Origin of the sequence: Knoellia altitudinis, assembly GCF_042666355.1 — a bacterium.
Taxonomy (GTDB): domain Bacteria; phylum Actinomycetota; class Actinomycetes; order Actinomycetales; family Dermatophilaceae; genus Knoellia; species Knoellia altitudinis.
In genome coordinates, this window is record NZ_JBHTDK010000001.1 from 2,170,019 (window position 1) to 2,193,018 (window position 23,000).

At 69.9% G+C, this 23,000-nt stretch carries 23 protein-coding genes, 1 tRNA gene and 1 pseudogene; 19 read left to right on the plus strand and 6 right to left on the minus strand.

The annotated features are described in order from the left end of the window. Positions 1-5 precede the first annotated feature (5 nt). The 4 genes from ACFQW8_RS10270 to ACFQW8_RS10285 all read right to left on the minus strand — a co-directional run bounded on the left by ACFQW8_RS10270 (position 6) and on the right by ACFQW8_RS10285 (position 4,790). The gene (locus tag ACFQW8_RS10270) at positions 6-650 is read right to left on the minus strand and encodes a response regulator (protein WP_380087073.1); all 645 of its coding nucleotides are present in this window, start codon (positions 648-650) and stop codon (positions 6-8) included. Next, on the minus strand, positions 643-2,625 hold the full coding sequence (locus ACFQW8_RS10275) for an ATP-binding protein (RefSeq protein WP_380087075.1): 1,983 nt from the start codon (positions 2,623-2,625) through the stop codon (positions 643-645). Before ACFQW8_RS10275 ends, ACFQW8_RS10270 begins: the two co-directional genes overlap by 8 nt. Positions 2,626-2,659: 34 nt before the next feature. Then, a complete protein-coding gene (locus tag ACFQW8_RS10280; protein WP_380087076.1) occupies positions 2,660-3,391 on the minus strand; it encodes a hypothetical protein in 732 nt (243 codons plus the stop codon). 121 nt (positions 3,392-3,512) lie between these two features. After that, positions 3,513-4,790 (minus strand): esterase-like activity of phytase family protein, encoded by a 1,278-nt coding sequence (locus tag ACFQW8_RS10285; protein WP_380087079.1) that lies wholly within the window; start codon positions 4,788-4,790, stop codon positions 3,513-3,515. A 203-nt stretch (positions 4,791-4,993) separates the two neighbouring features. Here ACFQW8_RS10285 and ACFQW8_RS10290 point away from each other — a divergent pair, with 203 nt between their 5' ends. The 10 genes from ACFQW8_RS10290 (at position 4,994) to ACFQW8_RS10335 (ending at position 14,767) form a co-directional block, all read left to right on the plus strand. After that, positions 4,994-5,926, plus strand: a complete 933-nt coding sequence (locus ACFQW8_RS10290; protein ID WP_380087080.1) for an ATP-binding cassette domain-containing protein — start codon at positions 4,994-4,996, stop codon at positions 5,924-5,926. Next, positions 5,923-6,687: a hypothetical protein gene (locus ACFQW8_RS10295; RefSeq protein ID WP_380087082.1), complete on the plus strand. Its 765-nt coding sequence runs from the start codon at positions 5,923-5,925 to the stop codon at positions 6,685-6,687. Before ACFQW8_RS10290 ends, ACFQW8_RS10295 begins: the two co-directional genes overlap by 4 nt. A gap of 45 nt (positions 6,688-6,732) precedes the next feature. Next, positions 6,733-8,046 carry an MFS transporter gene (locus ACFQW8_RS10300; protein ID WP_380087084.1) on the plus strand — a complete coding sequence of 438 codons (1,314 nt, stop codon included), beginning with the start codon at positions 6,733-6,735 and terminating at the stop codon, positions 8,044-8,046. Further along, positions 8,036-9,475: a pyridoxal phosphate-dependent decarboxylase family protein gene (locus ACFQW8_RS10305; RefSeq protein WP_380087087.1), complete on the plus strand. Its 1,440-nt coding sequence runs from the start codon at positions 8,036-8,038 to the stop codon at positions 9,473-9,475. Before ACFQW8_RS10300 ends, ACFQW8_RS10305 begins: the two co-directional genes overlap by 11 nt. A 79-nt stretch (positions 9,476-9,554) precedes the next feature. Beyond that, positions 9,555-10,031: a DUF4383 domain-containing protein gene (locus ACFQW8_RS10310; RefSeq protein ID WP_380087089.1), complete on the plus strand. Its 477-nt coding sequence runs from the start codon at positions 9,555-9,557 to the stop codon at positions 10,029-10,031. Continuing rightward, positions 10,021-10,788: a HemK2/MTQ2 family protein methyltransferase gene (locus tag ACFQW8_RS10315; protein ID WP_380087090.1), complete on the plus strand. Its 768-nt coding sequence runs from the start codon at positions 10,021-10,023 to the stop codon at positions 10,786-10,788. Before ACFQW8_RS10310 ends, ACFQW8_RS10315 begins: the two co-directional genes overlap by 11 nt. After that, positions 10,785-11,045, plus strand: a complete 261-nt coding sequence (locus tag ACFQW8_RS10320) for a CDGSH iron-sulfur domain-containing protein (protein WP_380087092.1) — start codon at positions 10,785-10,787, stop codon at positions 11,043-11,045. Before ACFQW8_RS10315 ends, ACFQW8_RS10320 begins: the two co-directional genes overlap by 4 nt. Beyond that, entirely contained in the window at positions 11,042-12,028 is a 987-nt protein-coding gene (locus ACFQW8_RS10325) for an iron-containing redox enzyme family protein (RefSeq protein WP_380087094.1), read from the plus strand. Before ACFQW8_RS10320 ends, ACFQW8_RS10325 begins: the two co-directional genes overlap by 4 nt. After that, positions 11,998-13,089 carry a carboxylate-amine ligase gene (locus ACFQW8_RS10330; RefSeq protein ID WP_380087095.1) on the plus strand — a complete coding sequence of 364 codons (1,092 nt, stop codon included), beginning with the start codon at positions 11,998-12,000 and terminating at the stop codon, positions 13,087-13,089. The genes ACFQW8_RS10325 and ACFQW8_RS10330 overlap by 31 nt, the downstream gene beginning before the upstream one ends. Positions 13,090-13,402: 313 nt before the next feature. After that, complete coding sequence (locus tag ACFQW8_RS10335) at positions 13,403-14,767, plus strand: GntP family permease (RefSeq protein WP_380087096.1); 1,365 nt, start codon at positions 13,403-13,405, stop codon at positions 14,765-14,767. A 238-nt stretch (positions 14,768-15,005) separates the two neighbouring features. Here ACFQW8_RS10335 and ACFQW8_RS10340 read toward each other — a convergent pair. Beyond that, a tRNA-Phe gene (locus ACFQW8_RS10340) sits at positions 15,006-15,079 on the minus strand. Between the two features lie 987 nt (positions 15,080-16,066). Here ACFQW8_RS10340 and ACFQW8_RS10345 point away from each other — a divergent pair. The 3 genes and pseudogenes from ACFQW8_RS10345 (at position 16,067) to ACFQW8_RS10355 (ending at position 17,289) form a co-directional block, all read left to right on the plus strand. Further along, positions 16,067-16,588: a sigma-70 family RNA polymerase sigma factor gene (locus ACFQW8_RS10345; RefSeq protein WP_380087097.1), complete on the plus strand. Its 522-nt coding sequence runs from the start codon at positions 16,067-16,069 to the stop codon at positions 16,586-16,588. Beyond that, positions 16,585-16,677, plus strand: a pseudogene (locus tag ACFQW8_RS10350) (hypothetical protein); the annotation flags it as partial. The gene ACFQW8_RS10345 and the pseudogene ACFQW8_RS10350, both read left to right, overlap by 4 nt. Before the next feature lie 21 nt (positions 16,678-16,698). Then, positions 16,699-17,289, plus strand: coding sequence for a hypothetical protein (locus tag ACFQW8_RS10355; RefSeq protein ID WP_380088684.1), 591 nt, complete (start codon positions 16,699-16,701; stop codon positions 17,287-17,289). 23 nt (positions 17,290-17,312) lie between these two features. Here ACFQW8_RS10355 and ACFQW8_RS10360 read toward each other — a convergent pair whose 3' ends face one another. Continuing rightward, positions 17,313-17,699, minus strand: coding sequence for a hypothetical protein (locus tag ACFQW8_RS10360; protein WP_380087098.1), 387 nt, complete (start codon positions 17,697-17,699; stop codon positions 17,313-17,315). A 157-nt stretch (positions 17,700-17,856) separates the two neighbouring features. Here ACFQW8_RS10360 and ACFQW8_RS10365 point away from each other — a divergent pair, with 157 nt between their 5' ends. The 6 genes from ACFQW8_RS10365 (at position 17,857) to ACFQW8_RS10390 (ending at position 23,000) form a co-directional block, all read left to right on the plus strand. Next, positions 17,857-18,831 (plus strand): zinc-dependent alcohol dehydrogenase, encoded by a 975-nt coding sequence (locus ACFQW8_RS10365; RefSeq protein WP_380088648.1) that lies wholly within the window; start codon positions 17,857-17,859, stop codon positions 18,829-18,831. Positions 18,832-18,844: 13 nt separating this feature from the next. After that, positions 18,845-19,243, plus strand: coding sequence for a 6-pyruvoyl trahydropterin synthase family protein (locus ACFQW8_RS10370; RefSeq protein ID WP_380087099.1), 399 nt, complete (start codon positions 18,845-18,847; stop codon positions 19,241-19,243). Positions 19,244-19,439: 196 nt separating this feature from the next. Further along, positions 19,440-20,378, plus strand: coding sequence for a glycosyltransferase family 4 protein (locus ACFQW8_RS10375; RefSeq protein ID WP_380087101.1), 939 nt, complete (start codon positions 19,440-19,442; stop codon positions 20,376-20,378). Beyond that, entirely contained in the window at positions 20,375-21,274 is a 900-nt protein-coding gene (locus ACFQW8_RS10380) for a class I SAM-dependent methyltransferase (protein ID WP_380087103.1), read from the plus strand. The genes ACFQW8_RS10375 and ACFQW8_RS10380 overlap by 4 nt, the downstream gene beginning before the upstream one ends. Before the next feature lie 99 nt (positions 21,275-21,373). Beyond that, positions 21,374-22,273, plus strand: coding sequence for a lysylphosphatidylglycerol synthase transmembrane domain-containing protein (locus ACFQW8_RS10385; protein WP_380088650.1), 900 nt, complete (start codon positions 21,374-21,376; stop codon positions 22,271-22,273). Further along, a complete protein-coding gene (locus ACFQW8_RS10390) occupies positions 22,266-23,000 on the plus strand; it encodes a RibD family protein (RefSeq protein ID WP_380087105.1) in 735 nt (244 codons plus the stop codon). The genes ACFQW8_RS10385 and ACFQW8_RS10390 overlap by 8 nt, the downstream gene beginning before the upstream one ends.

The window sequence follows — 23,000 nt, forward strand, 5'->3', positions numbered from 1 at the left end:
CGACCTCACTCGGTGCCGAGGCCCTCCTCGCGCGCACGGACGACGGCAGCCGAGCGGTCACGGACGGCGAGCTTGGTGAGCACGTTGGACACGACGTTGCGAACCGTCTTGGGCGAGAGCACCAGGCGGCGCGCGATCGTGAGGTTGTCGTGTCCGCGCGCCACGAGATCGAGGACCTCGCGCTCGCGGTCGGTCAGCTCCGGGAAGGGCACGCGGACTGCCGATCGACCGGAGGTGAGCGTGGCCACGGCACGGTTCGCGACTGCCGCCCCGAGAATCACCTCACCGTGGGCGACCGCACGCACGGCGCGCTCGACCTCGTCGGGCCCGGCGCCCTTGAGCAGATAGCCCCGAGCCCCGACCCGCATGCAGGAGGCGACGGCGTCGTCGTCCTCCCGCATCGTCACGACGAGGATCCGGGCGCCGGGATCACGCCGGACGATCTCTCGGGTCGTCTCGATGCCGGAGTCCTTGCCGAGGTTGAGGTCCATGAGGATGACGTCGAGGTCCTCGAGTGGCAGGGCCAACGCCTCGGCGGCGTCCGCCGCCTGTCCAGTGACGGTGATGCCGGGGAGCGAGTCGAGGAGACCTGCCATCCCCAGTCGGAACACCGGATGGTCATCGACGACCGCAACGCGCAGGTCAGCCACGGCTCGTCACCGCGCTGTGGGGCAGGACGGCCTCGACCCGGGTGCCCTCGCCCGGCGCGGTCGTGATCTCGAGGGACCCGCCCAGCTCTTCTGCGCGCTCACGCATCGACCGTGTCCCCACTCCTGCACGAGCGCCTCCAGCGACACCTCTGCCGCGATCGACGACCGTGACGTGCAACCCCGCAGTCGTGGATCTCGTCTCGACCAGAACGGATCGAGCCCCGCTGTGGCGCAGCGTGTTCGTCACTGCCTCGGACACGATTGCGTATGCCGCGGCGGCGGTCTGCGGGGCGAGCACGTCGTCGTGCGCGAGGGCGAGAGTCACCTCGGCCCCGTCCTCGGCGTGACGAGCGGACAGCTCGGCGAGCGCCGCCGCCAGGCCCAGCTCGTCGAGTGCGGGGGGAAGCAGGCTGTGCGAGAGCGTCCGAACGTCGCTGACCCGCTGTTCGAGCTCGGCCTGGAGTGTCTCGAGGAGGGTGGCAGCGGCGTGCGGATCGGTGGACATGAGGTTGCGCGCCCCCTGCAGGCCGAGTCGCAACCCCGCCAGAGATGGTCCGAGTCCGTCGTGGATCTCCCGCCGGATGACGCGGCGCTCCTCGAGTCGTGCCCTGGCCAGCCGGTCGCGGGCGTCCTCGACCTCCGCTGCCGCGCGGGTGACCGCAGCGGCAGTGGCGACGACTGTCGCCAGGTCCGTGAGCGTCTGCTCGCCACGGGCGCCCAGGGACTCACCTCCGGGGAGGGTCACCGCGAGGTCGCCGACCGGCTCACCGCGGTGGGCGAGGGGAACGCGGAAGGGGTGGCCGTGCGGGATGCCCCACACCACGGGTTCCCTGTCGGGGAGGGACACGGACACGGACTCGAGCCGCATCGCGGTGCCGATGTCCGCGGCGAGCCCGTGGAGGAGATCGTCCGTGCTCTCCGTGAGGCGCAGGTGGTTGCCGAGACGGCGGACGACGTGGTCGGGGAATGCCGAGGCGCCGTAGACCAGGTGGTGCACCCGCCGCTCGAGCCAGAGGCGTGCGGGTTGCACGGACACCGCGACGGTGGCGGCGCCCACGAGCCCGGACGTGCCCCCGTCCGGGAGGAAGCGGGTGGCCACGAGGGTGACCGCGAGGTAGACCGCGACGAGCGAGACCGTGAGAAGGCCAGCGAGCACGGTGCGGCTCACGGCCAGACGCAAGCCCCACATGCGGCTGCGCAGGACCGCGATGAGGATCGCCGCCGGGTAGATGACCTGGGACAGCAGGTGGAGGGCAGGCGTGGTCCACACCGGCAGTGGGATCGCGTCGTAGGGGAGGACGAGCGGGGTGAAGGACACTGCGAGCAGGCCCGCACCGAGGGCGAGCCAGCCGAGCCCGTTGCGCTCGGCGACCGGGCCGTGTCGCCGGCGGTGCTCGACCGCGAAAGCCGCCACGAGCCCGGCGGAGATGACGGCGACGAGGACCACGGTGAAGGATCGCTGCCACTGAAGGAGCTGTGCCGCGAGCATCGCGACGATGAGTAGTGCCCCGATCGCCACACCCCAACGGGCACGGCCCACGGGATGGTCTCGCACGAGCCACGGGACGACGAGGAAGAGGGCAAGCGTCCCCGGCACCCAGGCGGTGCTCTGTAGCCAGGCCACGAGCTCCGCGCCGGGCAGTCCCGGGCGCTGCGCCGCGAGGACGGGGTAGCCGAACCCGAGCGCCGCCACTCCGCCGCCGACGGCGGCGAGGGCGAGCAGCCACCCGACCGGGTGGGGCCGGCGCGAGATGATGAGGGCCGCAACGGTCCCGTAGACGCAGGCGACCGCCACGTCGACCGCGAAGAACCAGAGGCCCTCGCCGAGGGCCGGTCGGGCGACGACCACGAGGACGACCGCGAGCACGGCGAGACCCCAGGCGGCCACGGCGATGGCCGCGGCCGCCCGGGGGAGTCCAGCCCTGCGCAGGGCCTCCTGGGTCGTCATGGTGTCGGCACCATAGCGCCGCTCCACGTCCGGTTCCTGCGCTTTCTCCGGACCCGTGCCGTCAGGTGCGAAGGCCGGCGCCGGCGACGCGGCCGCGAGCGGCCCGGTCACCGAGGGCGAGACCCGCGGCCGTGACGACGAGCCACAGCGGACCGGTCATTCCGGCCATGTACTGCAGCGGGGAGAGACCGAGGAGCAGGGTGAGTCCACCGAGGACCGCTCCGACCCAGCCGACCCAGCGGGCGGCTGCACCGTGACGGATCGCCGCGACCGCGACGGCCACGCCGGTGGCACCGGCTCCGACCCACAGCCAGGGGATGGTGCCGATCCAGTGGTTGAAGAAGACCGCGGACTCGGGGACGAGTCCGATGCTCGGGTCGGCGACAGCGAAGACGAACTCGGTGGTGAGCCCGCTGCCGAGCAGGCCGGCGACCGAGACGAGGCCCAGCCCGCCGGCGGCGACGTCGGGGAGGAGGCTGCGGGTGGGCAACTGGTCGGCCAGCCGCCGCCGCAGTCCTGCTGCGAAGACGAGGAGCAGGACCACGGAGATCATCGTCGCCGTGTGGAAGACGAGGATCTGCGGGACGAGATCGCCGAGCCGGGCGACGATGGCGTCGGGGTCCCCGTCGGCCTCCGGGGAGTAGACGGCGTCGACCTGCATCGAGGTGGCGATGCCGACGATCGAGGCGAGGCCGGCGACGACCCCGGCCCAGGCCCAGGCGCGGCTGCTCGGGGGTGTCGGGTCGCCGGTGGTGCTGGTGACGGTCGGGTGGGTGGTGAGCGCGGCGCTCATGGAGACTCCTGAGTGGGTTGTCGTGAACTGAACGAGACCCACAGTCGCCCGCCCCACGTCCCCACCGACAGGGCCCGGTGTCCCGTCCGTCCGGGACGTTCGGACGGGACACCCAGCGCCCTCAGAGCAGCCGGTGGTCCACCTGAAGGGCCGAGGCGAGGCGGATGAGGACGAACTCGTTCTCGTCCGGCGCCGTGCTGCTCCGACCGCCGGCGGCCGGGAAGTTGTTGTCGTTCATCACCGCGATCGTGCGGTCATCGACCAGCTCCACGTCCTCGATGGTGAAGAACGGGAAGGTGAACGGGTCACCGAACCCGCCGGCACCCTTGGGGTTCGGGACGTTCATGAGGTCGACGAGCAGGGTCTTGGTGACGTATCCGCCGTCGGCGACCCCGCGGGTGTCCACGAGATAGATCCGCTTGAAGACCGCCGTCGGACCCTGGCCGTTGTCGCGCTCGATGACGAGGAACTGGTGCTTGTTGACCGCGATGAAGTCACCGAGCGCGTTCGCCGGGTCCTCCATGCGATAGCGCCGGAAGTCACCCGTGAAGCTCGCCGTGCCGTCCTTGCCGATCGGCGCCTCGTAGATGCGCAGGTCGGCCGCGAGTCCCGCGGCCTTGTCGTCCGCGGTCGAGCCCTCGAGCATCGGATAGAGGGTGCGTCCGTCGGGCGAGATCGCCAGCCCCTCGAAACCCTTGGAGTTCGCGATGTCGGGGGTCGCCGAGCCGAGGGTCGGGTTCGACGGTGACTTCACTCCGGGTGTCGCGACCGGCGCCTCGAGCAGCTCGCCCTGACCGTCGAAGTGCAGCAGGTAGGGCCCGAACTCCTCACCCACCCAGAACGTCCCGTCCGTCCCGACCTGCAGGGACTCGGGGTCGAAGTCCCAACCGGTGAGCTGGCGGTCCGCGGTCGGGCACGAGTAGCCCGCGGGCAGCGAGCCCGCTGCTGCGCAGCCTCCGTCGCGCCACGTCTGCCACGGGATGAGTCGGTGCGGGTCCGAGAAGGTGAAAAGCGTTGTCTCGTATGCCGTCTCACCAGTCGTGGTGTTCGGCCGGATCCGATGCAGCGCGAGGAGCGCGTCCTGGCTGTTGGCCTTGGACCCGAACCCGTTGTCGCTGAGCACGAGGTAGGAACCGTCGGCGTTGCGGTGGGTGCCGGAGAAGCCCTGCACCGGCTGACCCGGGTAGGGCGCGGGCACGGCGGCGTTGCCGGTCGTCCAGTGGCCGGATGCCTCGCTGCCGGGGACGTAGGTCTCGGCAGGCAGCACGGAGAAGCCGAGCACCTCGGCCCCCGTGGGAGCAGGAACCGGACGCCCGGCGGCGGCGACGGTCGGAGCGACGAGGGTGGCTCCGACCAGCGCGATCGCGGCGGCGGGCAGGGAAAGTCGGCGAGAGGTCATGGGCGCAGCCTGCCCAGCCGAGTGGAACGGACGGCATACGAGCGGGTGAATGTCCGTCGAACTCCCCATGCCCGTCGGCGGCCGCGGGGAGCCGGGACGATCTGCACGGAACCTTCACACGTCCCGCCCCCGCCGTCCCGGCGCTGGGCCCTAGCGTCCGTGAGGTCGAGGTTCGACGGGTTCGGCATGGAGAGGCGGCGGGGATGATCAGGGTCAGCGGGCTGACGAAGGTGTATGGCGGGGTGCGGGCGGTGGACGACCTCACCTTCGACGTGGAGTCGGGGAAGGTGACCGGGTTCCTGGGGCCGAACGGCGCCGGCAAGTCGACGACGATGCGGATGGTCCTGGGACTGGACCGGCCCACGGCCGGGTCGGCGTCGGTGAGCGGGCGGCGCTACACCGACTTCCCGGCACCGTTGCGCGAGGTGGGGGCCCTGCTCGACGCCGGCGCCATGCACCCGGGCCGAACGGGACGCGGACACCTGCGCATCGGTGCGCGCAGCAACGGGATCCCCCTCGCCAGGGTCGACGAGGTGATCGCGCAGGTGGGGCTGGAGAAGGCGGCCACGCGTCGGGTCAAGGGCTACTCGCTCGGCATGCGGCAACGCCTCGGGATCGCGGCCGCCCTCCTCGGTGACCCGCCCGTGCTGCTCTTCGACGAGCCCGTCAACGGCCTCGACCTCGACGGCGTGCGGTGGATCCGGACACTCTTCCGCGGCTTCGCCGACGAGGGGCGCACGGTGCTCGTCTCGAGCCACCTCATGAGCGAGATGCAGCTCATCGCCGACCGTGTCGTCGTCATCGGGCGCGGGCGCCTCATCACCGACACCGACATCGCAGGCATGCTCGGTGGGCTGAGTGGCCCGCGGGTGCGCGTGCGCACGCCACGACCGGAGGACATGGCCGGTGCGCTTGGTTCGGAGGTCACGATGACCCGACCGGGGCCGGACGAGCTGGAGGTGGCCGGGCTGCGCGCCAGCGAGATCGGAGACCTGGCTCACGCTCACGGCATACCCCTTCATCACCTCGCGGAGGTGGAGCAGTCCCTCGAGGACGCCTACCTCTCCCTCACCGAGGGCAGCGTCGAACACGTCGGGCACGTGTCCGACGCCGTGTCGGACGGAGCGCGGCGATGACCGCCACGGTCCTCGGGCGTGCGAGCCGCGCCGAATGGAGCCGGATCTGGAGTGTGCGGTCCAGCTGGGTCTTCCTCTGCATCATCGCCCTCGCGGTCGTCGGTCTCGGCGTGCTCGTCGGGATCGACGTCGCCAACGACCCCGAGTCCGCGCCTGCCGATGCCACGGCGTGGGACGGCGCTCGCTTCACCGCGATGTTCGCCCTGTTCGGGACGGTCGCGTGGGCGGTCGTCTCGAGCGCCGCGGACCACGGCACCGGGGCCATCGTGCCCACCCTGCAGTGGACGCCCCGACGCGGGATCCTGCTCGCGGCGCGCAGCGCGGTCATCGCCCTCACGGTCACCGCAATCGGCACAGGTCTCGTCATCGCGGCCAGCGCCGTGGTGTGGGCGTTCGTGCCGGAGCTCGGGCTCCCGCTGGGGGAGGGGCTCCGGGGGCTGGGAGACGTCGTCGTCGCCATCGGGTGCGGCGCGCTGCTCGGGATCGGTCTCGGCCTCGCGACCCGGAGCACGGCCGCGGCACTCGTCCTCGCCATCGCCCTCCTCCTCGTCCTGCCCCCGCTCGTCGCCAACCTGCCGTTCGACTGGGCTGCGACGGTCTCGTCACGGCTGCCGGGCTCTGGTGCGCTCTTCCTCCTCCTCGGTGAGGGGCCGGTGGACGACATGACGACGACCTCGGCCAGACTGACCGTCCTCGCGTGGGCGGTGGGCGCGATTGCTGCCGGGGGCTGGCGGCTGCTGCGGAGCGATGCGGGAGGCTGACCGAAACGTCCCTGAGCGGCTGTCCGGGCCGACATACTGCGGTGCATGCCCCGTCTCTCCCGCGCCCAGACCGCGGGGTATGCCGCCGGGAGCGTAGGCACCGGCGGCTTCGGCACCCTGCCGGGTCTCGTCCTCGCCTACTACCTCACCGACACCCTCGGGGTCGCCGCAGCGGTGGCCGCCAGCGTGGTGCTCGTCCCCAAGGTGTGGGACGTCCTCATCGACCCGGCGATCGGGGCGCGCAGTGATCGCGAGGTGTCGGCCCACGGTTCGCGCTACCGGCTGATGCTGCTCGGCGCGCTCACCCTGCCCGTGGGGTTCATCGCCATGTTCGCCGTCCCGTCCGGTCTCTCGAGCGGGGTTGCGGCGCTGTGGGTCGTTGCCGCATTCGTCCTCGCGACAACGTCGTTCAGTCTCTTCCAGGTGCCCTACATCGCCTCGCCGGCCGACCTGACGAGCGACTACGTCGAGCGCACCCGCATGATGGCGTGGCGCGTCGGAGTCCTGGCCCTGGCGATCCTCGCCTTCGGTGCCGGTGCTCCCGGCATCCGCGATGCTCTCGGGGGCGGTCGCTCCGGATACCTCGTCATGGCCGCCATCTCGGCCCTGGTCCTCTCGTTGGGCATGCTCGCCACAGTCGCCAGCCTGCGGGGGCACGAGAGCCGTCCGGGCGCGGCCACCGAGTCGGCCTCCCTTCGTGCCGGTCTGGCCACCATCCACGGCCACCCGCGCTTCCGCGCCCTGCTCGTCGTCTTCGTCATCCAGGCGTTGGCCACCGGCATCGTCCTGGCCGCAGCGCAGTACGTCGCGACCTATCTCCTCGGCTCCCAGTCGCTCGTGAGCGTCCTCTTCGCTGCCGTGGTCGCGCCCGCTCTCATCGTGATGCCGGCCTGGAAGCGGTATGCCGCAGGGCACGGCAAGCGGGCGGCATACCTCGCGTCGTCCTGGCTCTTCGTCCTCGGCTGCATGCTGCAGGTCCCGGCCCTCGCGCTCGGCTGGGTCTGGCTCTCGGTCCTGGCGCTGGCGGTCGGTGGGGTTGCGTATGCCGGGATGCAGCTCTTCCCGCTGGCCATGCTCCCCGACGTGATCGAGGAGGCCGGGCGGGGGCGGGGTGGTGCGATGAGTGGTGCGTGGACGGCGCTGGAGACCGCCGGCCTCGCAGCCGGACCGGGCCTCGTGCTGCTCATGCTGTCGCTGGGAGGCTTCGTCTCGAGCTCGGGGGACCCCGTCGCCCAGCCCCGGAGCGCCGAGGTGGCGATGGGGCTCGCCTTCACGCTCGTCCCCGCGCTGCTGGCCCTTGTGTCGATCGTGGCGTTGCGCAGGTATGACGAACCGAAGGTGGACTCCGATGAGCAGTGAGTCGCTGCACGATCCCGTCAACGTCGACGAGGTGATGGGCCGGCTGCGCGCCTACCGCGAGCACGACGCCCCGACACACGGCGGGCGCGTGCTGTCGTATGTCTACGACCACGGTCGCCCGGAGCTCGATGAGGTTGCGGCACAGGCCATGCGGCTCCTGCAACCGGTCAACGGGCTGGACCCGACGACGTTCCCGTCGGTGGCGCTCATGGAGGCTGATCTCGTGTCCTTCGGCCGCGCGATGCTCCATGGCCCTGCTGCGACGGGCTCGGTGACCTCCGGTGGCACGGAGAGCTGCCTGCTCGCCGTCAAGGCCGCCCGGGACCTGTGGGTGGCTCGAGGAGGCGCCGGGCGTCCCCGGCTCGTCGTGTCGTCGTCGACCCATGCGGCGTTCCACAAGGCCGCGCTCTACTTCGGTCTGGACATGACCGTTGTGCCGGTGGACGTGAGGTCCGGCCGGGCTCCGGCTCCGGCGCTGGTCGAGGCCCTCGGGGCGGACGTCGCCCTCGTCGTCGTGTCCGCGCCGTCCTACCCGCACGGCGTGGTCGACGCGGTGGCCGCGGTTGCGGGCGCCGCCGCCGACCGGGGGATACCGTGCCACGTCGACGCCTGTGTCGGTGGCTGGGTGCTGCCCTTCTGGGAGGACTCCGGCGGGGAGCTGTTGCCGCAGTGGGACTTCCGCGTCCGAGGTGTCAGCAGCATCAGCGCCGACATCCACAAGTACGGCTACGTCCCCAAGGGCGCCTCGCTGCTCCTCTTCGCCGACGGGGTGCTCGACCTCGCGCGATACTTCGCCGTCACCGACTGGCTCGGCTACCCGGTCGTCAACCCGACGATGCTCGGCACCCGCTCCGCGACGTCGCTCGCTGCGGCCTGGGCCGTGGTCCAGACCCTCGGGACAGAGGGGTATGCCGCCCTCACCCGTCGCGTCGTCACCGCGACGACCGCTGTGGTCGAGGCTGTCGAGGCCATCGAAGGGCTGCGCGTGCTGGGGGAGCGGCAGGGTCCGCTCGTCGCGGTGGCGACGGACGAGGCGGTGGACGTCGGGCGGCGGGTGGACCCGTTGCTCTGGACGGCCGCCGTGGCCCGGCGCGGCTTCGTCCTCCAGGGGCAGCCGGCCATGAGCCAGGCCGACGGCAGCCGAGTCCCGCACACGGCTCACCTGACGATCACGCCCGTGACCGAGAGACTGCTCGCAGAGCTGCTGCCAGCGCTCGTCGAGGCTTCAGATGAGGTCAGGGGACAGGCCCTGCCGAGCCCGGAAACGTTGTTGGGCAACGGCATACCGGATCCTGTTGCTCTTGCTGACGGTGCCCGGGCGGGAGGCGACCTCGACCTCACCACCGTCCTGTCACTCATCGAGGCGTTGCCCCGCGCCGACTCGGCCGTTCTCCTGTCCGCATTCCTCCAAAGGTTCACCGCACCGTGACCAAGCTCACGCATGAAGGGAGGCTGGCTGGGTAGGTCCTCTGGGCAGCACCACCTGCAGCCACGACTGGAGGACAGCCATGAGCACCAGACCTACATCCAGGTCAACGGACGCACGTCACGCGGATCGCACCCCGGTCCAGAAGGCCGCACTCGCGGTCGGAGCGGTCTTCCTGCTTGTCGGCGTCCTCGGGTTCGTCCCCGGGATCACGACCGACTTCGACTCCCTGACCTTCGCCGGTCATGAGTCCGAGGCCGCGCTGCTCGGCATCTTCCAGGTGTCGGTGCTGCACAACCTCGTGCACTTTGCCTACGGAGTCGCTGGTGTCGTGATGGCCAGAACACCTCGTGCGGCCCGGACTTTCCTCATCGGTGGTGGCGTGATCTACCTCGTGCTGTGGATCTACGGCATGGTCATCGACATGGACTCCGCCGCCAACTTCGTCCCCCTCAACGACGCCGACAACTGGCTGCACCTGGGGCTGGGTATCGGCATGCTCGCCCTGGGGCTCGCGCTCGGTCGGGACCGCACCACGGCTGTGGCACGTGACCGCTGAGCCGGCGGAGGTCGTGGCGCCCAGCGCGCCACCGCTCCTCGATCCGACTGTCGGTGCCCTTCGCCCGTCACTGCTGCGCCTGCCCGGTTGCTACCCCGTCCAGGCCGACACCTGGCTGCTCGCGGACGCGATGTGTGGGCTCGGCCTCGCGGCAGGGGCCAGAGTGCTGGACGTCTGCACCGGCACGGGGGCGCTGGCGGTTGTCGCGGCACTGGCGGGGGCGGCCGAGGTGACCGCCGTCGACCTCTCCCTCCGCTCGGCGGCTGCGACCCGGGTCAACGCCCGGCGTCACGGTGCGTCGGTGCGGGTGCTCCGAGGTGACCTCTTCGCCCCGCTCGACGAGGGGGAGACGTTCGACCTCATCGTGAGCAACCCGCCCTACGTCCCGTCACGCAGCGCCGATCTGCCGCGTCACACCCTCGGCCGTTGCTGGGACGCCGGGTTCGATGGGCGGATGCTGGTGGACCGCATCTGCGCCCAGGCCCACGACCGGCTCGCACCCGGCGGGAGCCTTCTGCTCGTGCATTCCACCGTGACCGACGAGGTCCGCACCATGGCCAAACTGCAGGACAGCGGCCTCGAGGTCGACGTCGTGAGCCGGCAGACGGAACCCTTCGGGCCCGTCATGCGCTCGAGGGCCGAGCACTTGCGTTCGCGTGGCCTCATCGCGAGCGACCAGTCGGAGGAGGGCCTGGTGGTCCTGCGGGCGACCAGGCCCATCGGCTCCACGCAGCCCGTGACCGGAGCCGACTCATGACGTCGAGGTCGGGCGGGCGGCGGGAGCGGGTGAGTCGCGTCGTCGTCACGGGAGAGGGCCCGATCCTCGTGGAGGGACCGGTGGACGTCGTCATGGACAATGGCACCGTGGTGCGCTCCGCTCGCAGCCTCGTCGCCCTGTGCACCTGTCGGCGCAGCCGGATCGCGCCGTTCTGCGACACGAGCCACCGCTGCAAGGTGCGCGCTGAGCGCGTCGACCGGGCGGGACCATTGACATCTGCAGGGGAGGAAGCGTGACGGTGACCGGGCCAGGGGTGGTTGCTCCCCCTCTGCCGACGGCCCGCGGGCCCATCTCGCAATGGATCATCGACCACTGCACGCGCCGTGTCGGTCCGCCGTTCCCCAGCCGGCGTGACGTCGATCCCTATGGAGAGGACCTGCACCTGGCGCTCTATCTCTGCTACGAGCTGCACTACCGCGGGCTCGCGGACGTGCCCGAGGCGATGGAGTGGGATCTCGACCTCCTCGGCATCCGGCTCGAGCTCGAGTCGCTGTTCCTCGAGCAGCTGCATCGTGACGTCGCCGGCGGCGACGACCTCGATGCCGAGCTTGATGGCCTGCTCACCGAGACCGTGGGTGAGCGCAGCGTCTCGCAGCACCTGGCGACCGAGGGTTCCCTCGAGCAGTTCCGCGAGTACGTCGTGCACCGGTCCGCCTACCACCTCAAGGAGGCCGACCCGCAGCTGCTCGTGGTGTCCCGCTTGGACGGCTCGGCCAAGGCCGGACTGGCCGCCGTCGAGTTCGACGAGTACGGATCGGGTCGCGCCGAGGACATGCACTCAGAGCTGTATGCCGCGATGATGCGGGAGCTCGGGCTCACCGCGGCCTACGGCGACCACCTCGATCGGGTGAGCGGCACGGTGCTCGCCGAGGTCAACCTCATGTCCCTCTGCGGCTTCCGACGGGAGCTGCGAGGCGCAGCGGTCGGGCAGTTCGCGGTGATCGAGCTGACGTCCTCACCGGGTTCGGCGAGGTTGGTCAAGGCAGCGCGCCGACTCGGCTGTGGACCGGCCACGGAGCACTTCTACGCCGAGCACGTCGAGGCGGACGCCGTGCACGAGCAGATCATCCGGCGCGACGTGATCGCCCCGCTCGTCGGGACCGAGCCCGAGCTTGCCGCAGGTCTGGTGTTCGGGATCCAGGCCAGCCAGCACCTCGGCGGTCGCTTCGCTGACGAGGTGCTCGGGGCATGGTCGACGGGCCGGTCGAGCCTGCGGTGAGCAGGAGGACCGTCGGGGTCGAGGAGGAGTTCATCCTCGTGGGGGCCAGCAGCCATGAGCCGTCCGCCATCGGGTCGCGTCTGGTGGACGTGGCCGACGAGCCGGGCATCAAGGGTGAGTTCAAGGAGGAGCAGGTCGAGGTCGCGTCGTCGCCGGCTGCCTCGCTCGACGACCTCGCCGCTGACCTCGGGCAGCTCCGGCGCCGGCTCGTGCAGGTTGCCGCGGACCACGACACGGCCGTCGTGGCCACCGGCACGTGGCCGGGCGCCCACGACCCGACACCCGTGAGGTCGGTTCGCTTCGACCGCATCAACGACGAGTTCGGGAACCTCGCGCGCCAGCAGCTGACCTGCGGCACGCACGTCCACGTCTCCGTGGACTCTCCCAGCGAGGGCGTGCACGTCCTCGACCGGATCCGGCCGTGGTTGTCGGTCCTCACCGCCCTCACCGCGAACTCCCCCTTCTGGCAGGGCAGGGACTCCGGCTGCGCGAGCTGGCGGTCGGTCGTCCTGTCCCAGCTGCCCACCGCCGGGCCGGCACCCGTCTGGGGCGACCTCGAGACCTATCGCCGGACGGTCCGCGAAGTGGTCCGCACGGGCGGGGCGTTCGACGAGGGGATGCTCTACTACGACGCCCGGCTGTCGGCTCGATTCCCCACCGTGGAGGTCCGCGTCACCGACGTCTGCCCCGACGTCGAGGTGGCCGTCGCGGTGGCGGCACTCTGCCGGGCCCTGGTGGACACGGCTGCGACGTCGGACCCCCGCATGGGACCCCCGGAGGTGTCGACCCTGGCGTTGCGGGCCGCTGCGTGGCGTGCGGCGCGACACGGAGTGGGTGGCATGCTGGTCGACCCGACGACAAACGACCTCTCCCCGGCAGCCCCGGCCGTCGAGTCGCTGCTCGCACACACCGAGGGTGCCCTCGAGGACAACGGCGACAGCGCCCGGGTGCGCGAGGTGGTTGGCCGGATCCTCACCGACGGCACCTTCGCAGACCGTCAACGGCGACTCGTCGACCCCACGGGGCCGGGTCGGGCGATGGGCGCCTTCCGCGTCCTCTGAAGTTTCGGGTCAGCGCTCGTCGGCCTCATGCTGTCCGGCCGTGGTACGGACCGCCTGCGCGACGACGTCGAGGAAACTCCCCGTGCGGGCCAGAGTCCGCCGCTGCAGGTCCGCGCCTGTTCCGTGAGTGCGGATACGACGTATGCCGTCCACGCCCGGAACGGGACTCGCGCAGCTTGCCAGCCGGACGGCATACCCCAGACCGGGCAGTGGCCGCGAGCGGCCCCTAGGGTGGTCGGGCCCCCGCACATCACCCCGACGTCGTCGGACAACCAGCGGCGCGACCGCCCACCGCGCCAGAGGAGGACCCAGCGTGGAGATCCTGCACTCGGCCATCGCCATTCTCGCGGCCATCCTGCTCATCATCAGGTTCAAGATCGACCCGGTGATCTCGCTGTTGCTGGCCTGCATCTATCTCGGGCTCGCCACGGGGCAGGGTTCCGAGGGCACCATCAAGCAGATCACCGGTGGTTTCGGCGAGATCATGGCCGAGGTCGGCCTGCTCATCGGCTTCGGCGTCCTCATCGGCGCGCTGCTGCACTCCATGGGCACCTTCAGCGACCTCGTGGCGATCATCGCCCGGCGAGTGGGCGGCAAGCTGCCCTACGCCATGGCCGGGACCCTCGCGGTCATCTTCCCCTCGATCTATGTCGACGTGCAGGTCGTCCTCGCCGCGCCGATGGCCAAGGAGTCGGCGCCTGCGGTCGACCGCAGGATCGGGCTCCCGTGGCTCGCCGGGGCCCTGGGGATCGGTATCTTTGCCGGCTACGTGTTCGTCGTGCCCGGGCTGGCAGCCGTCGCCGTCGCCGGGCTGATGGAGGTGCCGCTGGGCACCTACCTGCTCTATGGGCTGCCGATCGGGCTGGCAACAGCGCTCATCACGACCCTCCTCTTCAGGCTCCTCCTCAGCCGCGGCTTCTGGAACGACGAGACCGACTACGACGAGGACGCCAGGATCGTGGACGGTCGGGTGCACGACGAGACCGACGACGTCCCGGTGGCCGAGAGCGTGGCGCGGCTGCCGCTCCTCGTGCGGCTGCTGCCGATCCTCGTCCCCCTGGTGCTCATCGCCACCGGAGCCATCGTCGGCCTCGCGGACGTCTCGAACCCGGTCATCGACTTCCTCGGCGACGCCAACATCGCCCTGTTCATCGGGCTGCTGATCGCCTTCGTCATGGTGCGCAGGGGACTCGGTGCCGACGGGGTCGGCTCGGTCCTCACCTCGGGATTCCACACCACCGGCGAGATCCTGCTCGTCACCGGTGTCGGCGGCTCACTCGGCGCCGTCATCGCCGAGAGCGGTATGCAGGACACGCTCAAGGAGCTCTTCTCCGCCGACGCGAACGCGCCGGTGATCCTGAGCATCCTGCTGGCGTGGTTCATCGCAGCCCTCCTGCATTTCGCCATCGGATCGGTCTCGGTCGGTGCCATCACGGCCGCCGGGATCATCGGCCCGGTGGTCGGCTCGATGGGGGTGGACCCGGTCGTCATCGCTCTGGCGATCGCGTCGGGCGCGATGTTCGCCCTGCACGTGAACAGCAACTTCTTCTGGATGTTCAGGGGTCTGCTCGACCTCTCCACCAAGGGCACCCTCAAGACCCTGACCCTGGCGACGTCCTTGGGCGCCGTCGTCTCGCTGCCGCTCGTCATCCTCGCCAGCTTCGTCGCGGCCCTGTAGCCGTCGTCGGGCACGGCGGCAACCCCTCACCGTGGCGGACTCGACCTGGTTCGCGAACCACGACGCCACTCGTAAGCCGGATCGATCCGGTTTGCGAGCAAGCCTCGGGTTCGCGAACCACCGTTGGTGTCACCACAGATTTCGCGAGCAGAGGCCCGGGGTCGCCGCGCGACCGTCGTGGGTACGGACGACGAAACCGCAGGTGCGCCTTACGGCCCACCTGCGGTTTCGGGGGTTGTGGCCAGGGACGGGGTCGAACCGTCGACCTTCCGATTTTCAGTCGGACGCTCGTACCAACTGAGCTACCTGGCCTGGGTGCGGCTTCACATGCGACCGCGACCGGTCTGACCTGCGGTTTTACCCCAGGTAGGCCTGTCGCGGCGCGACCATCATAACTCATGGGCGGACCTGTCAATGACGCCAGTTCTTGTCAGGTGGTGCACGTTCTGACTTGGAAGTCGGCAAGCATCAACCGTATGGAAGGTGCCCGTGACGTCAAGACTTGACCCGTCGCTTCCGCGGTGGAAGGTCAAGATCTTGGTGTCAGCGATGTCCCTGGGGTGGGTGCGTCGGTCCCAATCCCAGGGGACACGCTCAGCCTGCGGGCTGGGGGCTGCCAGGGGTCACCCCCGCCCTAGGTTTCACTGACCGCCAGGTGCGGGGGGCGACTCTCCCTAAAGCGGGTCTCCGCCTGGCGGCATCGCGTGGTGCCCAGGCCATGCCCGTGCACGATGTTGGCGAGTCGGGCCTTTTGAGGCGAGTAGCGCGGGTGGCTCGCCAAACCGCATGGGAGGCAGGGGCAATCGCGCTCTGTTCTTGCGACTGGAGTCAGCTTGGGTCAGGTCGGCCGGTCCAACGGCTCATCCGGACCCAGAGGTGCGACGGCCGAGCGCCGCCGGCACACCTTCACGAGGTGGGATTCCTCGTACGTCAGCAAGTTCTCGTCGGCGATCCACTAGTGCACGTCACACCCGTAGTCACCCTCGGCGATCCTCCGTTTCCATACTTGCAGTAACCACCGGAGTGCAAGCTGGAGACGGGTGGGGTGAACTGAACTCCCAGTGTCCAGTGCGGACACGCCTGCGGCATGCGGTAGCCCGCCTCCAACCTCGCCGAGAGGTCCGGCGCGAAGCCGCTGCACGCCTCTATCTCGGCTTTATCGAGCTGGGGTGCCCGCGCTCGTCGCCGCACGGTCGGCATCGTCCCGCCCCTTGCTGCCGCTGTCCCAAACGGGCCGTGGCCGAAGGACTATCGTGAACCCTCAAGCCTCGACGTGCGTATGAATGCGTGGGAGGTCGTATGCCGGACAGCGCCGCCGTCGTATTGAAGCAGCTGCACGACGAGCACGCCGCTGCCCTCTGGGGTTACTGCCTGAGCCTTACCGGGCGCGACCATGCCCGTGCCGAAGACATCGTCCAAGAGACTCTGCTGCGGGCTTGGCGTCATCACGACCGATTGGAGGAGAGTCGCGGTTCGGTCCGCGCTTGGCTCTTCACCGTTGCCCGCAACATCGCCATCGACGAATGGCGTACCAAGCGAGCCCAGAGCGAGATGCCCATGGCCGAGGTGCCGGAAGTCGGCGAGGCGAGAAGCAGGGGTGACCAGACGGACCAACTCTTGCTCAAGTGGGTCGTCGCTGACGCACTACTCGCCTTGTCACCGGATCACAGGGCCGTGCTGGTCGAGTGCTACTTCAAAGGAGCATCGATCGCAGAGGCAGCGCATCGGCTCGGGATCGCCGAGGGGACGGTCAAGTCGCGAACGCACTACGCGCTCAGGGCTCTTCGGCTGGCGCTTCAGGAGATGGGGGTAGGTGGATGAGCTGCGAGCTCGCCGACCTGGACGGTGCCTACGTCCTTGGCTCTCTGACCTCGGGGGAACGGGTTGTCTTCGAGCGTCATCTTGCCGGGTGCGAATCGTGTAGCCGCTCCGTGCGCCAGCTGGCCGGCCTGCCCGGTCTCCTCGCTCAGGTCGACCTGAAGGACATCGAGGACGTCTCGTCACCTGCAGTGCCCCAGTCGCTGTTGCCGACACTGGTCGCTGGCGTCCGCCGCGGACAGCGCCGTCGCTCGGTCCTCATCGGGGCGCTGGCTGCTGCTGTCGGCGCCATCGTAGCGGGGTCGGTGGTCGTCGCAGTGGGTCTGCCCGGGAGTGGGGAGCCCGAGGCCAGAGCGACCCCTCCGGCCGCCACCGCGAGCAGGACGCCCTCGGTTCCCATGGAGGCCGTGGGTGCCACCTCCCTCCGAGCTGACCTGGTCCTTGCAGAGGTCGCCTGGGGCACACGGGTCGACATGACCTGCTCCTATGGGCGGGTCGAGGACGACTACCCAACCTCGGACGCGCCCAGTTACTCCCTGGTCGTCCTGACCTATGACGGACGAACCGAGGAGGTGGCCACGTGGAAGGGCTTGCCGGGGCGCACGATGCGGGTCTCCGGCGCGACGGCGACGGAACGTCGGGACATCGAGCGTGTGGAACTCCGCAACGCCAACGGAATGGTCCTGCTCGAACTTACCGTTTAAGCCCAGTCGCCCATGGGGTCTACTCAGACACGGACCCGTTCAGCTTCGACTCTTTCCCGGTTGGCGAGCCAGGAACGCAGCAGCACGAGCCCACCGAGGATGCAGACAACCTCGGATACCGCAGCGGTGAGCACCCACCCGCCGCGCCACTGCTCCTTGACCCCGAACAGTCCCACGGTGGTCGAGATGACGAACGCACCGAGGGTGCTTCCGCCGAATCCCAGGGCCAAGAAGGCCGGTATCCAGTGCTGCCACGTCATAAGCAGCACCGCAATCACCGTGCCGGCGACGGCGTTGAGCAAGAACGCGGGACCGATCTTGTCAATGTCCCGGTAGCCGTCGAACCACAGGACGAGGTGGACCACTGCCGACACGAGTGCGCCCAGAGCTGTCACGATCCGCACCGTCACGGTGCCCTCCTCAGGCTTCCGGGACGCATCACCCGTTCCGCGTCCCTGTTCCCCATTCACGGTCCTGGCAGTCAGGGGGTTCACCGACCGTTGAACCAAGGGCGTTCCGGGTCCGTGCTTTCCATGTGCGAGTCCAGCGAGGGGTGCGCCCGTGACGATGGCGGCTCAGGCGTTCTGGCTGCGGGAGCCCGGCGTCGGGGAGGTGCGCCGGCTCGAGATCCGCCGTCCCGGCCCTGGAGAGGTCCTCGTGCGCACGATCCGCTCGGCGGTCAGCCGGGGGACGGAGACCCTCGTCTTCGCGGGGCGCGTTCCAAAATCGATGTATGCCGTGATGCGGGCACCGTTCCAGGAGGGATCCTTTCCGGGTCCGGTCAAGTACGGCTACCTCAACGTCGGGGTGGTTGAGGACGGCCCTCCTGACCTTGTCGGCAGTACGGTCTTCTGCCTGCATCCGCACCAGACGGCCTACGTCGTACCCGTGGGCGCCGTGGTTCGCGTGCCGGAAGGGGTGCCGGCCGAGAGGGCCGTGCTGGCCGGAACGGTCGAGACCGCGGTCAACGCGCTCTGGGACGCGGCTCCACTCGTCGGTGACCGAGCAGCCGTGGTCGGCGGAGGCATGGTGGGGCTGTGCGTGGCGCGGTTGCTCGCCCGAATGCCAGGGGTGGAGGTGACCGTCATCGATGTCGACGAGTCCCGTGCCGAGGTGGCGACAGCACTCGGCGCAGGTTTCTTTCTGCCCGAGGACGCACCGACGGGACTCGACCTCGTCGTCCACGCGAGTGCGACGTCGGCTGGGCTGCAGCATTCGCTCGACATGGCCGCGGACGAGGGGACCGTCCTCGACCTCAGCTGGTACGGGGACGCCGAGGTTCATCTGCGGCTCGGCGAACGGTTTCACCACGGACGGCTGACCATCCGGTCCAGCCAGGTTGGCCGGGTCTCACCAGCACGGCGGGCCACTCGGTCGCCCACTGACCGGATGGGCCTGGCGCTCGACCTGCTTCAGGACTCGTCCTTCGACGTTCTCCTGAGCGGCAGGTCACGCTTCGACGACCTTCCGGACGTCCTGCGCGACCTGTCCGACGGAACCCTGCAAGCCCTCTGCCACACGATCACGTACGACCTGAGCTGAAGGGGCGGCGGAAATGTTCAGCGTGACTGTTCGCGACCACATGATGGTTGCCCACAGTCTGACAGGAGAGGTGTTCGGTCCGGCCCAGCGCCTTCACGGTGCCACCTACGTGGTCGACCTCACCGTGAAGGCCGCGACCCTCGACCAGGACGGACTCGTGGTCGACATTGGGCGTGTTGCCACAGCCCTCGGCGCTGTCCTCGGTGAGTTGTCATACCGAAACCTCGACGACGAGGTGTCCTTCGAAGGCGTCAACACCACGTCGGAGCGACTGGCGGGGATCGTCGCGGACCGTGTCGTGCAGCGGCTTCGGGCGGGGGAGCTCGGTGCGAGGACGGACCACGTGACGGCGATCGTGGTGACCCTGCGCGAGTCGCACGTGGCGTGGGCATCATGCGAGCTGGAGTTCTGACGTGTCTTCGGTCGAGGTCTTTCGGCCCGGCAACAGCCAGCTCCGTGCCGCCCGCTCGCCCATGTCCCGCCTGAGAGCGCGCCGTGTGCACGTCGTCGTACCCGAGGGGGTTGCCGACCCAGCCCGTCCGAGTGGAGGCAACACCTATGACCGGAAGATCTGCGCCGGGCTCCGTGCAGAAGGTTGGGCCGTCCACGTGCGCGAGGTCGCGGGTGCGTGGCCAGGCCCTGATGACGAGACCAGGAGGGCGCTCGGAACCGCGCTTGCCGACATCCCCGCTGGCGCGGTCGTCCTCCTCGACGGCCTCGTAGCCTCGGCCCTGCCGGAGATCGTGGTGCCCGAGGCCCGACGTCTACGCCTCGTCAGCCTCGTCCACCTGCCCCTCGGCGTTGCGGGTGATGCCGCTTGCAGAGCAAGGGAGTATGCCGTCCTGCTGGCCTCACGCCGCATCGTCACCACAAGCCTGTGGTCGCGTCAGTGGTTGCTGGACGCCTACGCCTCGCTCGAAGCCGAGCTCGTTCACGTCGTCCACCCGGGCGTCGATCCTGCTCCGGTCGTGTCATGGTGCCGGGAAGGCAGCAGGATGCTGTGTGTCGGTGCAGTCACGCGGACGAAGGGCCAGGACGTGATGGTCCAGGCGCTGGCACAGCTGACGGAGTACGAGTGGAGCTGTCGCTGCGTCGGCTCGCTGGCAGTGGACGAGGTCTATGCCGGACAGGCGCGCGCCCTCGCTGGTAGCCCGCAGCTTGCAGGGAGAATCACCTGGGCCGGACCTCGTGGGGCGACCGAGCTCGACGCCGACTACGCAGACGCCGACCTCGTCGTCGTCCCGTCCACGACCGAGGCCTATGGGATGGTCGTCACGGAAGCGCTGGCACGAGGACTGCCGGTGGTCGGCAGCGCGGTCGGCGGGGTCCCAGAGGCGCTCGGCGCCCCCGCAATCGGTCCGCTGCCGGGGCTCCTTGTCCCAGCGGGAGACGCGGCAGCGCTCGCTGACGCCCTGCGCGGCTGGCTCACGAACGCAGATCTGCGGTCCTCGCTTCGCGAGCTGGCTCTGAGGCGACGCTGCACGCTCACCGACTGGTCGGCGACGACGGCGCGCGTGTCGCGCGTTCTCTCTCAGGTGGCGACATGAGGACGACGGACGTGCGCGTGACCGCGGACTGGCTTGGCCTGCGCGAGTCGGCTGACGCGGCGGCCCGGTCCGAGGCGTTGGTCGACTCGCTTGTCGCTCTCATGGGCCGCCAACGGAAGACGTCGGTCGAGGACACCCGGCCGGATGGCTGCGGCGCCCCGGCTCCGTCGCCGCAGGCGTTGGTGATCCACGACCTGGGCTGCGGGAGCGGGTCCATGGCCCGGTGGCTGGCGCCACGGCTACCCGGGCCCCAGCGCTGGATCCTCCATGACCGGGACCCGGCGTTGCTTGCTGTCGCTGAAGTGGATCCACCGCGCGTGGCAGCGGACGGGTCCTGGGTGACCGTCGAGACCCGCCGCGGTGACGTGACGCGGCTCAGTTCTCGGAGCCTGACCGGCGCTTCGCTGATGGCCGCGTCAGCGCTGCTCGACATGTTCACCGGGGAGGACGTGGACCGCGTGGTCGAGTCTTGCGTCAGGGCCGGCTGCCCGGCCCTCCTCACCCTCTCGGTCACTGGCCACGTCAGGTTCACCCCCGCGGACAGCCTGGACGCACGTCTCGAGCGCGCGTTCAACGGGCACCAACGAAGAACAGTCGCTGGCCGGACCCTTCTCGGACCCGGCGCGGTGGCCGTGGTTGCACGCGTCTTCCGCGGACACGGTTGGGGGGTGCACGTCGCGAACAGCGCGTGGCATCTCGACGCGTCGAATCCTGCGTTGACCCGTGAGTGGCTTTGCGGCTGGGCTGGCGCGGCTGTGGAACAGCGGCCGGAACTCGCGGCGCGGGCACACGACTGGCTCGCCCGACGAACAGCCGACGTCGACGCCATCCTCTCAGTCACTGTTGAACACGTGGACCTGCTCGTGGTTCCACCCACCTCCGCAGGTGAACTCTGAGGCCGGGATGCTCGTGTCACGAGTGGAAGGGGGCGCCCCGCGCCCCCCGCAGGGACGGAGGCCGGGATAGAAACGTCGCCGAAGCCCTGGCTGCGCCCCCTGACGGGCGCAGCGATCCTCTGCATCCTTGCGCAGCAGCTGGGTACCGAGGGTTTCGTGCGGGCTCTCACCGGTCTGGACGCAACCACACTCCTCACCGGCACAATCATTGCCGGGGTCACGACCGCATGCAGTGCGTGGAGGTGGCGCACTGTTGCGCGCCAACTCCGGGTCGAGGTGCCATGGTCGTTCGCCGTGGCTGCCTGCTACCGGGCCCAGTTCTGGAACGTCTCGCTGCCAGGTGGCGTTCTCGGCGACATCGACCGCGGCCTGCGTCACGGACGTGCCGTGCACGACCTCGCCCGCGGAGTGCGAGCCGTCGTGTGGGAGCGAACCCTGGGCCTGCTCGTCCTCGTGGTGGCTGCCGGAGGCGCACTCATCGCCGCCAGGCCGTTCGAGCCAGTGCGGATGCTCGTCGTGGCCGGGATCACGACCGCGTTGCCCGCCGGCCTATTTGCGGTGGCGTGCAGGTCGCGAGCCGTGGCCGAAGATGCCCGAGTCCTGTTGCACCCGGCAGTCCTCGTCACCGTTGTCGTCTCATCGCTCGCTGCGCTCACCGGGTACATCCTCACGCTGGCCCTCGCCGCTCACGCCGTAGGGGTTCGTATGCCACCCACGGACTTCGTTCCCGTCGCGCTCTTCGTTCTCCTCGTCGCCGCCGTGCCGGTCAACTTCGCAGGATGGGGGCCCCGCGAAGGCGCTGCGGTGTGGGCATTCGGAACTGCAGGCTCAACCGGCGACGAGGGTCTGGCTGTCGCCGTGGCCTTCGGAGTGATCGTTGCCGCAGGCACAGTCCCCGGCGCCGTCCTCGTCCTTCTGGGTGATGGACGGCGCCCAAATCTCAGATTGAGCGGCAGTCCGACAGGGACTGTGAGAAGGGGAGGTGGGGCTCGTGAGTGAGCGCCCGTACACGGTGTTGAGCTGCGCGATGTCGTTGGACGGCTGCCTCGACGACGGGTCGGGCGAGCGGCTGATCCTCTCGAACGCCTCCGACCTCGACCGTGTGGACGCCGTGCGTGCCGCGTGCGACGCCATCCTCGTGGGTGCCGGGACAGTGCGTGCCGACAAGCCGCGCCTCCTCGTTCGCTCCGAGGTGCGCAGGAAACGACGACGAGCGCTGGGACTCGCACCGTCGCCGTGCAAGGTCACGGTCACCCGAGGCGGCATGGGGCTCGACCCGACGAGTGCGTTCTTCACGACCGGTGAATGCGACAAGCTCGTCTACTGCGCCAGCGAGAAGGTCGCCGACGCCCGGGACCGGCTCGATGGCGTGGCGGTCGTCATCGACGCCGGCCTGCAACCCTCCATGGCTGTGGTGAGTGAGGACCTCGTGAGAAGAGGTGTGCGGCAGCTGCTCGTCGAGGGTGGGCAAAGCGTGCACACCCAGTTCCTCGGCGAGGACCTGGCTGATGAGCTGCACGTGGTCGTCGCTCCGTTCTTCGTCAGTAGCTCACGTGCTCATCGGATCGTCGCGGAGGGACCGCTGCCCTGGAACCCGTCCCGTCGGGCTCATCTGGCCGAGGTACGGCAGATCGGCGATGTCGTGCTCATGCGGTACGCCTTGTCGGAGCGGTTCGCGCCACATGCCCTCGCGGATGCGGAGCTCACCATGGCTCAGGGAGGCTGA

What these genes read in the sequence shown, in the direction of transcription:
- ACFQW8_RS10280 (WP_380087076.1), bottom strand. Translation starts at nt 3,391, where the DNA reads ATGAGCGCCGCGCTCACCACCCACCCGACCGTCACCAGCACCACCGGC.
- ACFQW8_RS10285 (WP_380087079.1), bottom strand. Translation starts at nt 4,790, where the DNA reads ATGACCTCTCGCCGACTTTCCCTGCCCGCCGCCGCGATCGCGCTGGTC.
- ACFQW8_RS10290 (WP_380087080.1), top strand. Translation starts at nt 4,994, where the DNA reads ATGATCAGGGTCAGCGGGCTGACGAAGGTGTATGGCGGGGTGCGGGCG.
- ACFQW8_RS10295 (WP_380087082.1), top strand. Translation starts at nt 5,923, where the DNA reads ATGACCGCCACGGTCCTCGGGCGTGCGAGCCGCGCCGAATGGAGCCGG.
- ACFQW8_RS10300 (WP_380087084.1), top strand. Translation starts at nt 6,733, where the DNA reads ATGCCCCGTCTCTCCCGCGCCCAGACCGCGGGGTATGCCGCCGGGAGC.
- ACFQW8_RS10305 (WP_380087087.1), top strand. Translation starts at nt 8,036, where the DNA reads ATGAGCAGTGAGTCGCTGCACGATCCCGTCAACGTCGACGAGGTGATG.
- ACFQW8_RS10310 (WP_380087089.1), top strand. Translation starts at nt 9,555, where the DNA reads ATGAGCACCAGACCTACATCCAGGTCAACGGACGCACGTCACGCGGAT.
- ACFQW8_RS10320 (WP_380087092.1), top strand. Translation starts at nt 10,785, where the DNA reads ATGACGTCGAGGTCGGGCGGGCGGCGGGAGCGGGTGAGTCGCGTCGTC.
- ACFQW8_RS10330 (WP_380087095.1), top strand. Translation starts at nt 11,998, where the DNA reads ATGGTCGACGGGCCGGTCGAGCCTGCGGTGAGCAGGAGGACCGTCGGG.
- ACFQW8_RS10345 (WP_380087097.1), top strand. Translation starts at nt 16,067, where the DNA reads ATGCCGGACAGCGCCGCCGTCGTATTGAAGCAGCTGCACGACGAGCAC.
- ACFQW8_RS10365 (WP_380088648.1), top strand. Translation starts at nt 17,857, where the DNA reads ATGGCGGCTCAGGCGTTCTGGCTGCGGGAGCCCGGCGTCGGGGAGGTG.
- ACFQW8_RS10370 (WP_380087099.1), top strand. Translation starts at nt 18,845, where the DNA reads ATGTTCAGCGTGACTGTTCGCGACCACATGATGGTTGCCCACAGTCTG.
- ACFQW8_RS10380 (WP_380087103.1), top strand. Translation starts at nt 20,375, where the DNA reads ATGAGGACGACGGACGTGCGCGTGACCGCGGACTGGCTTGGCCTGCGC.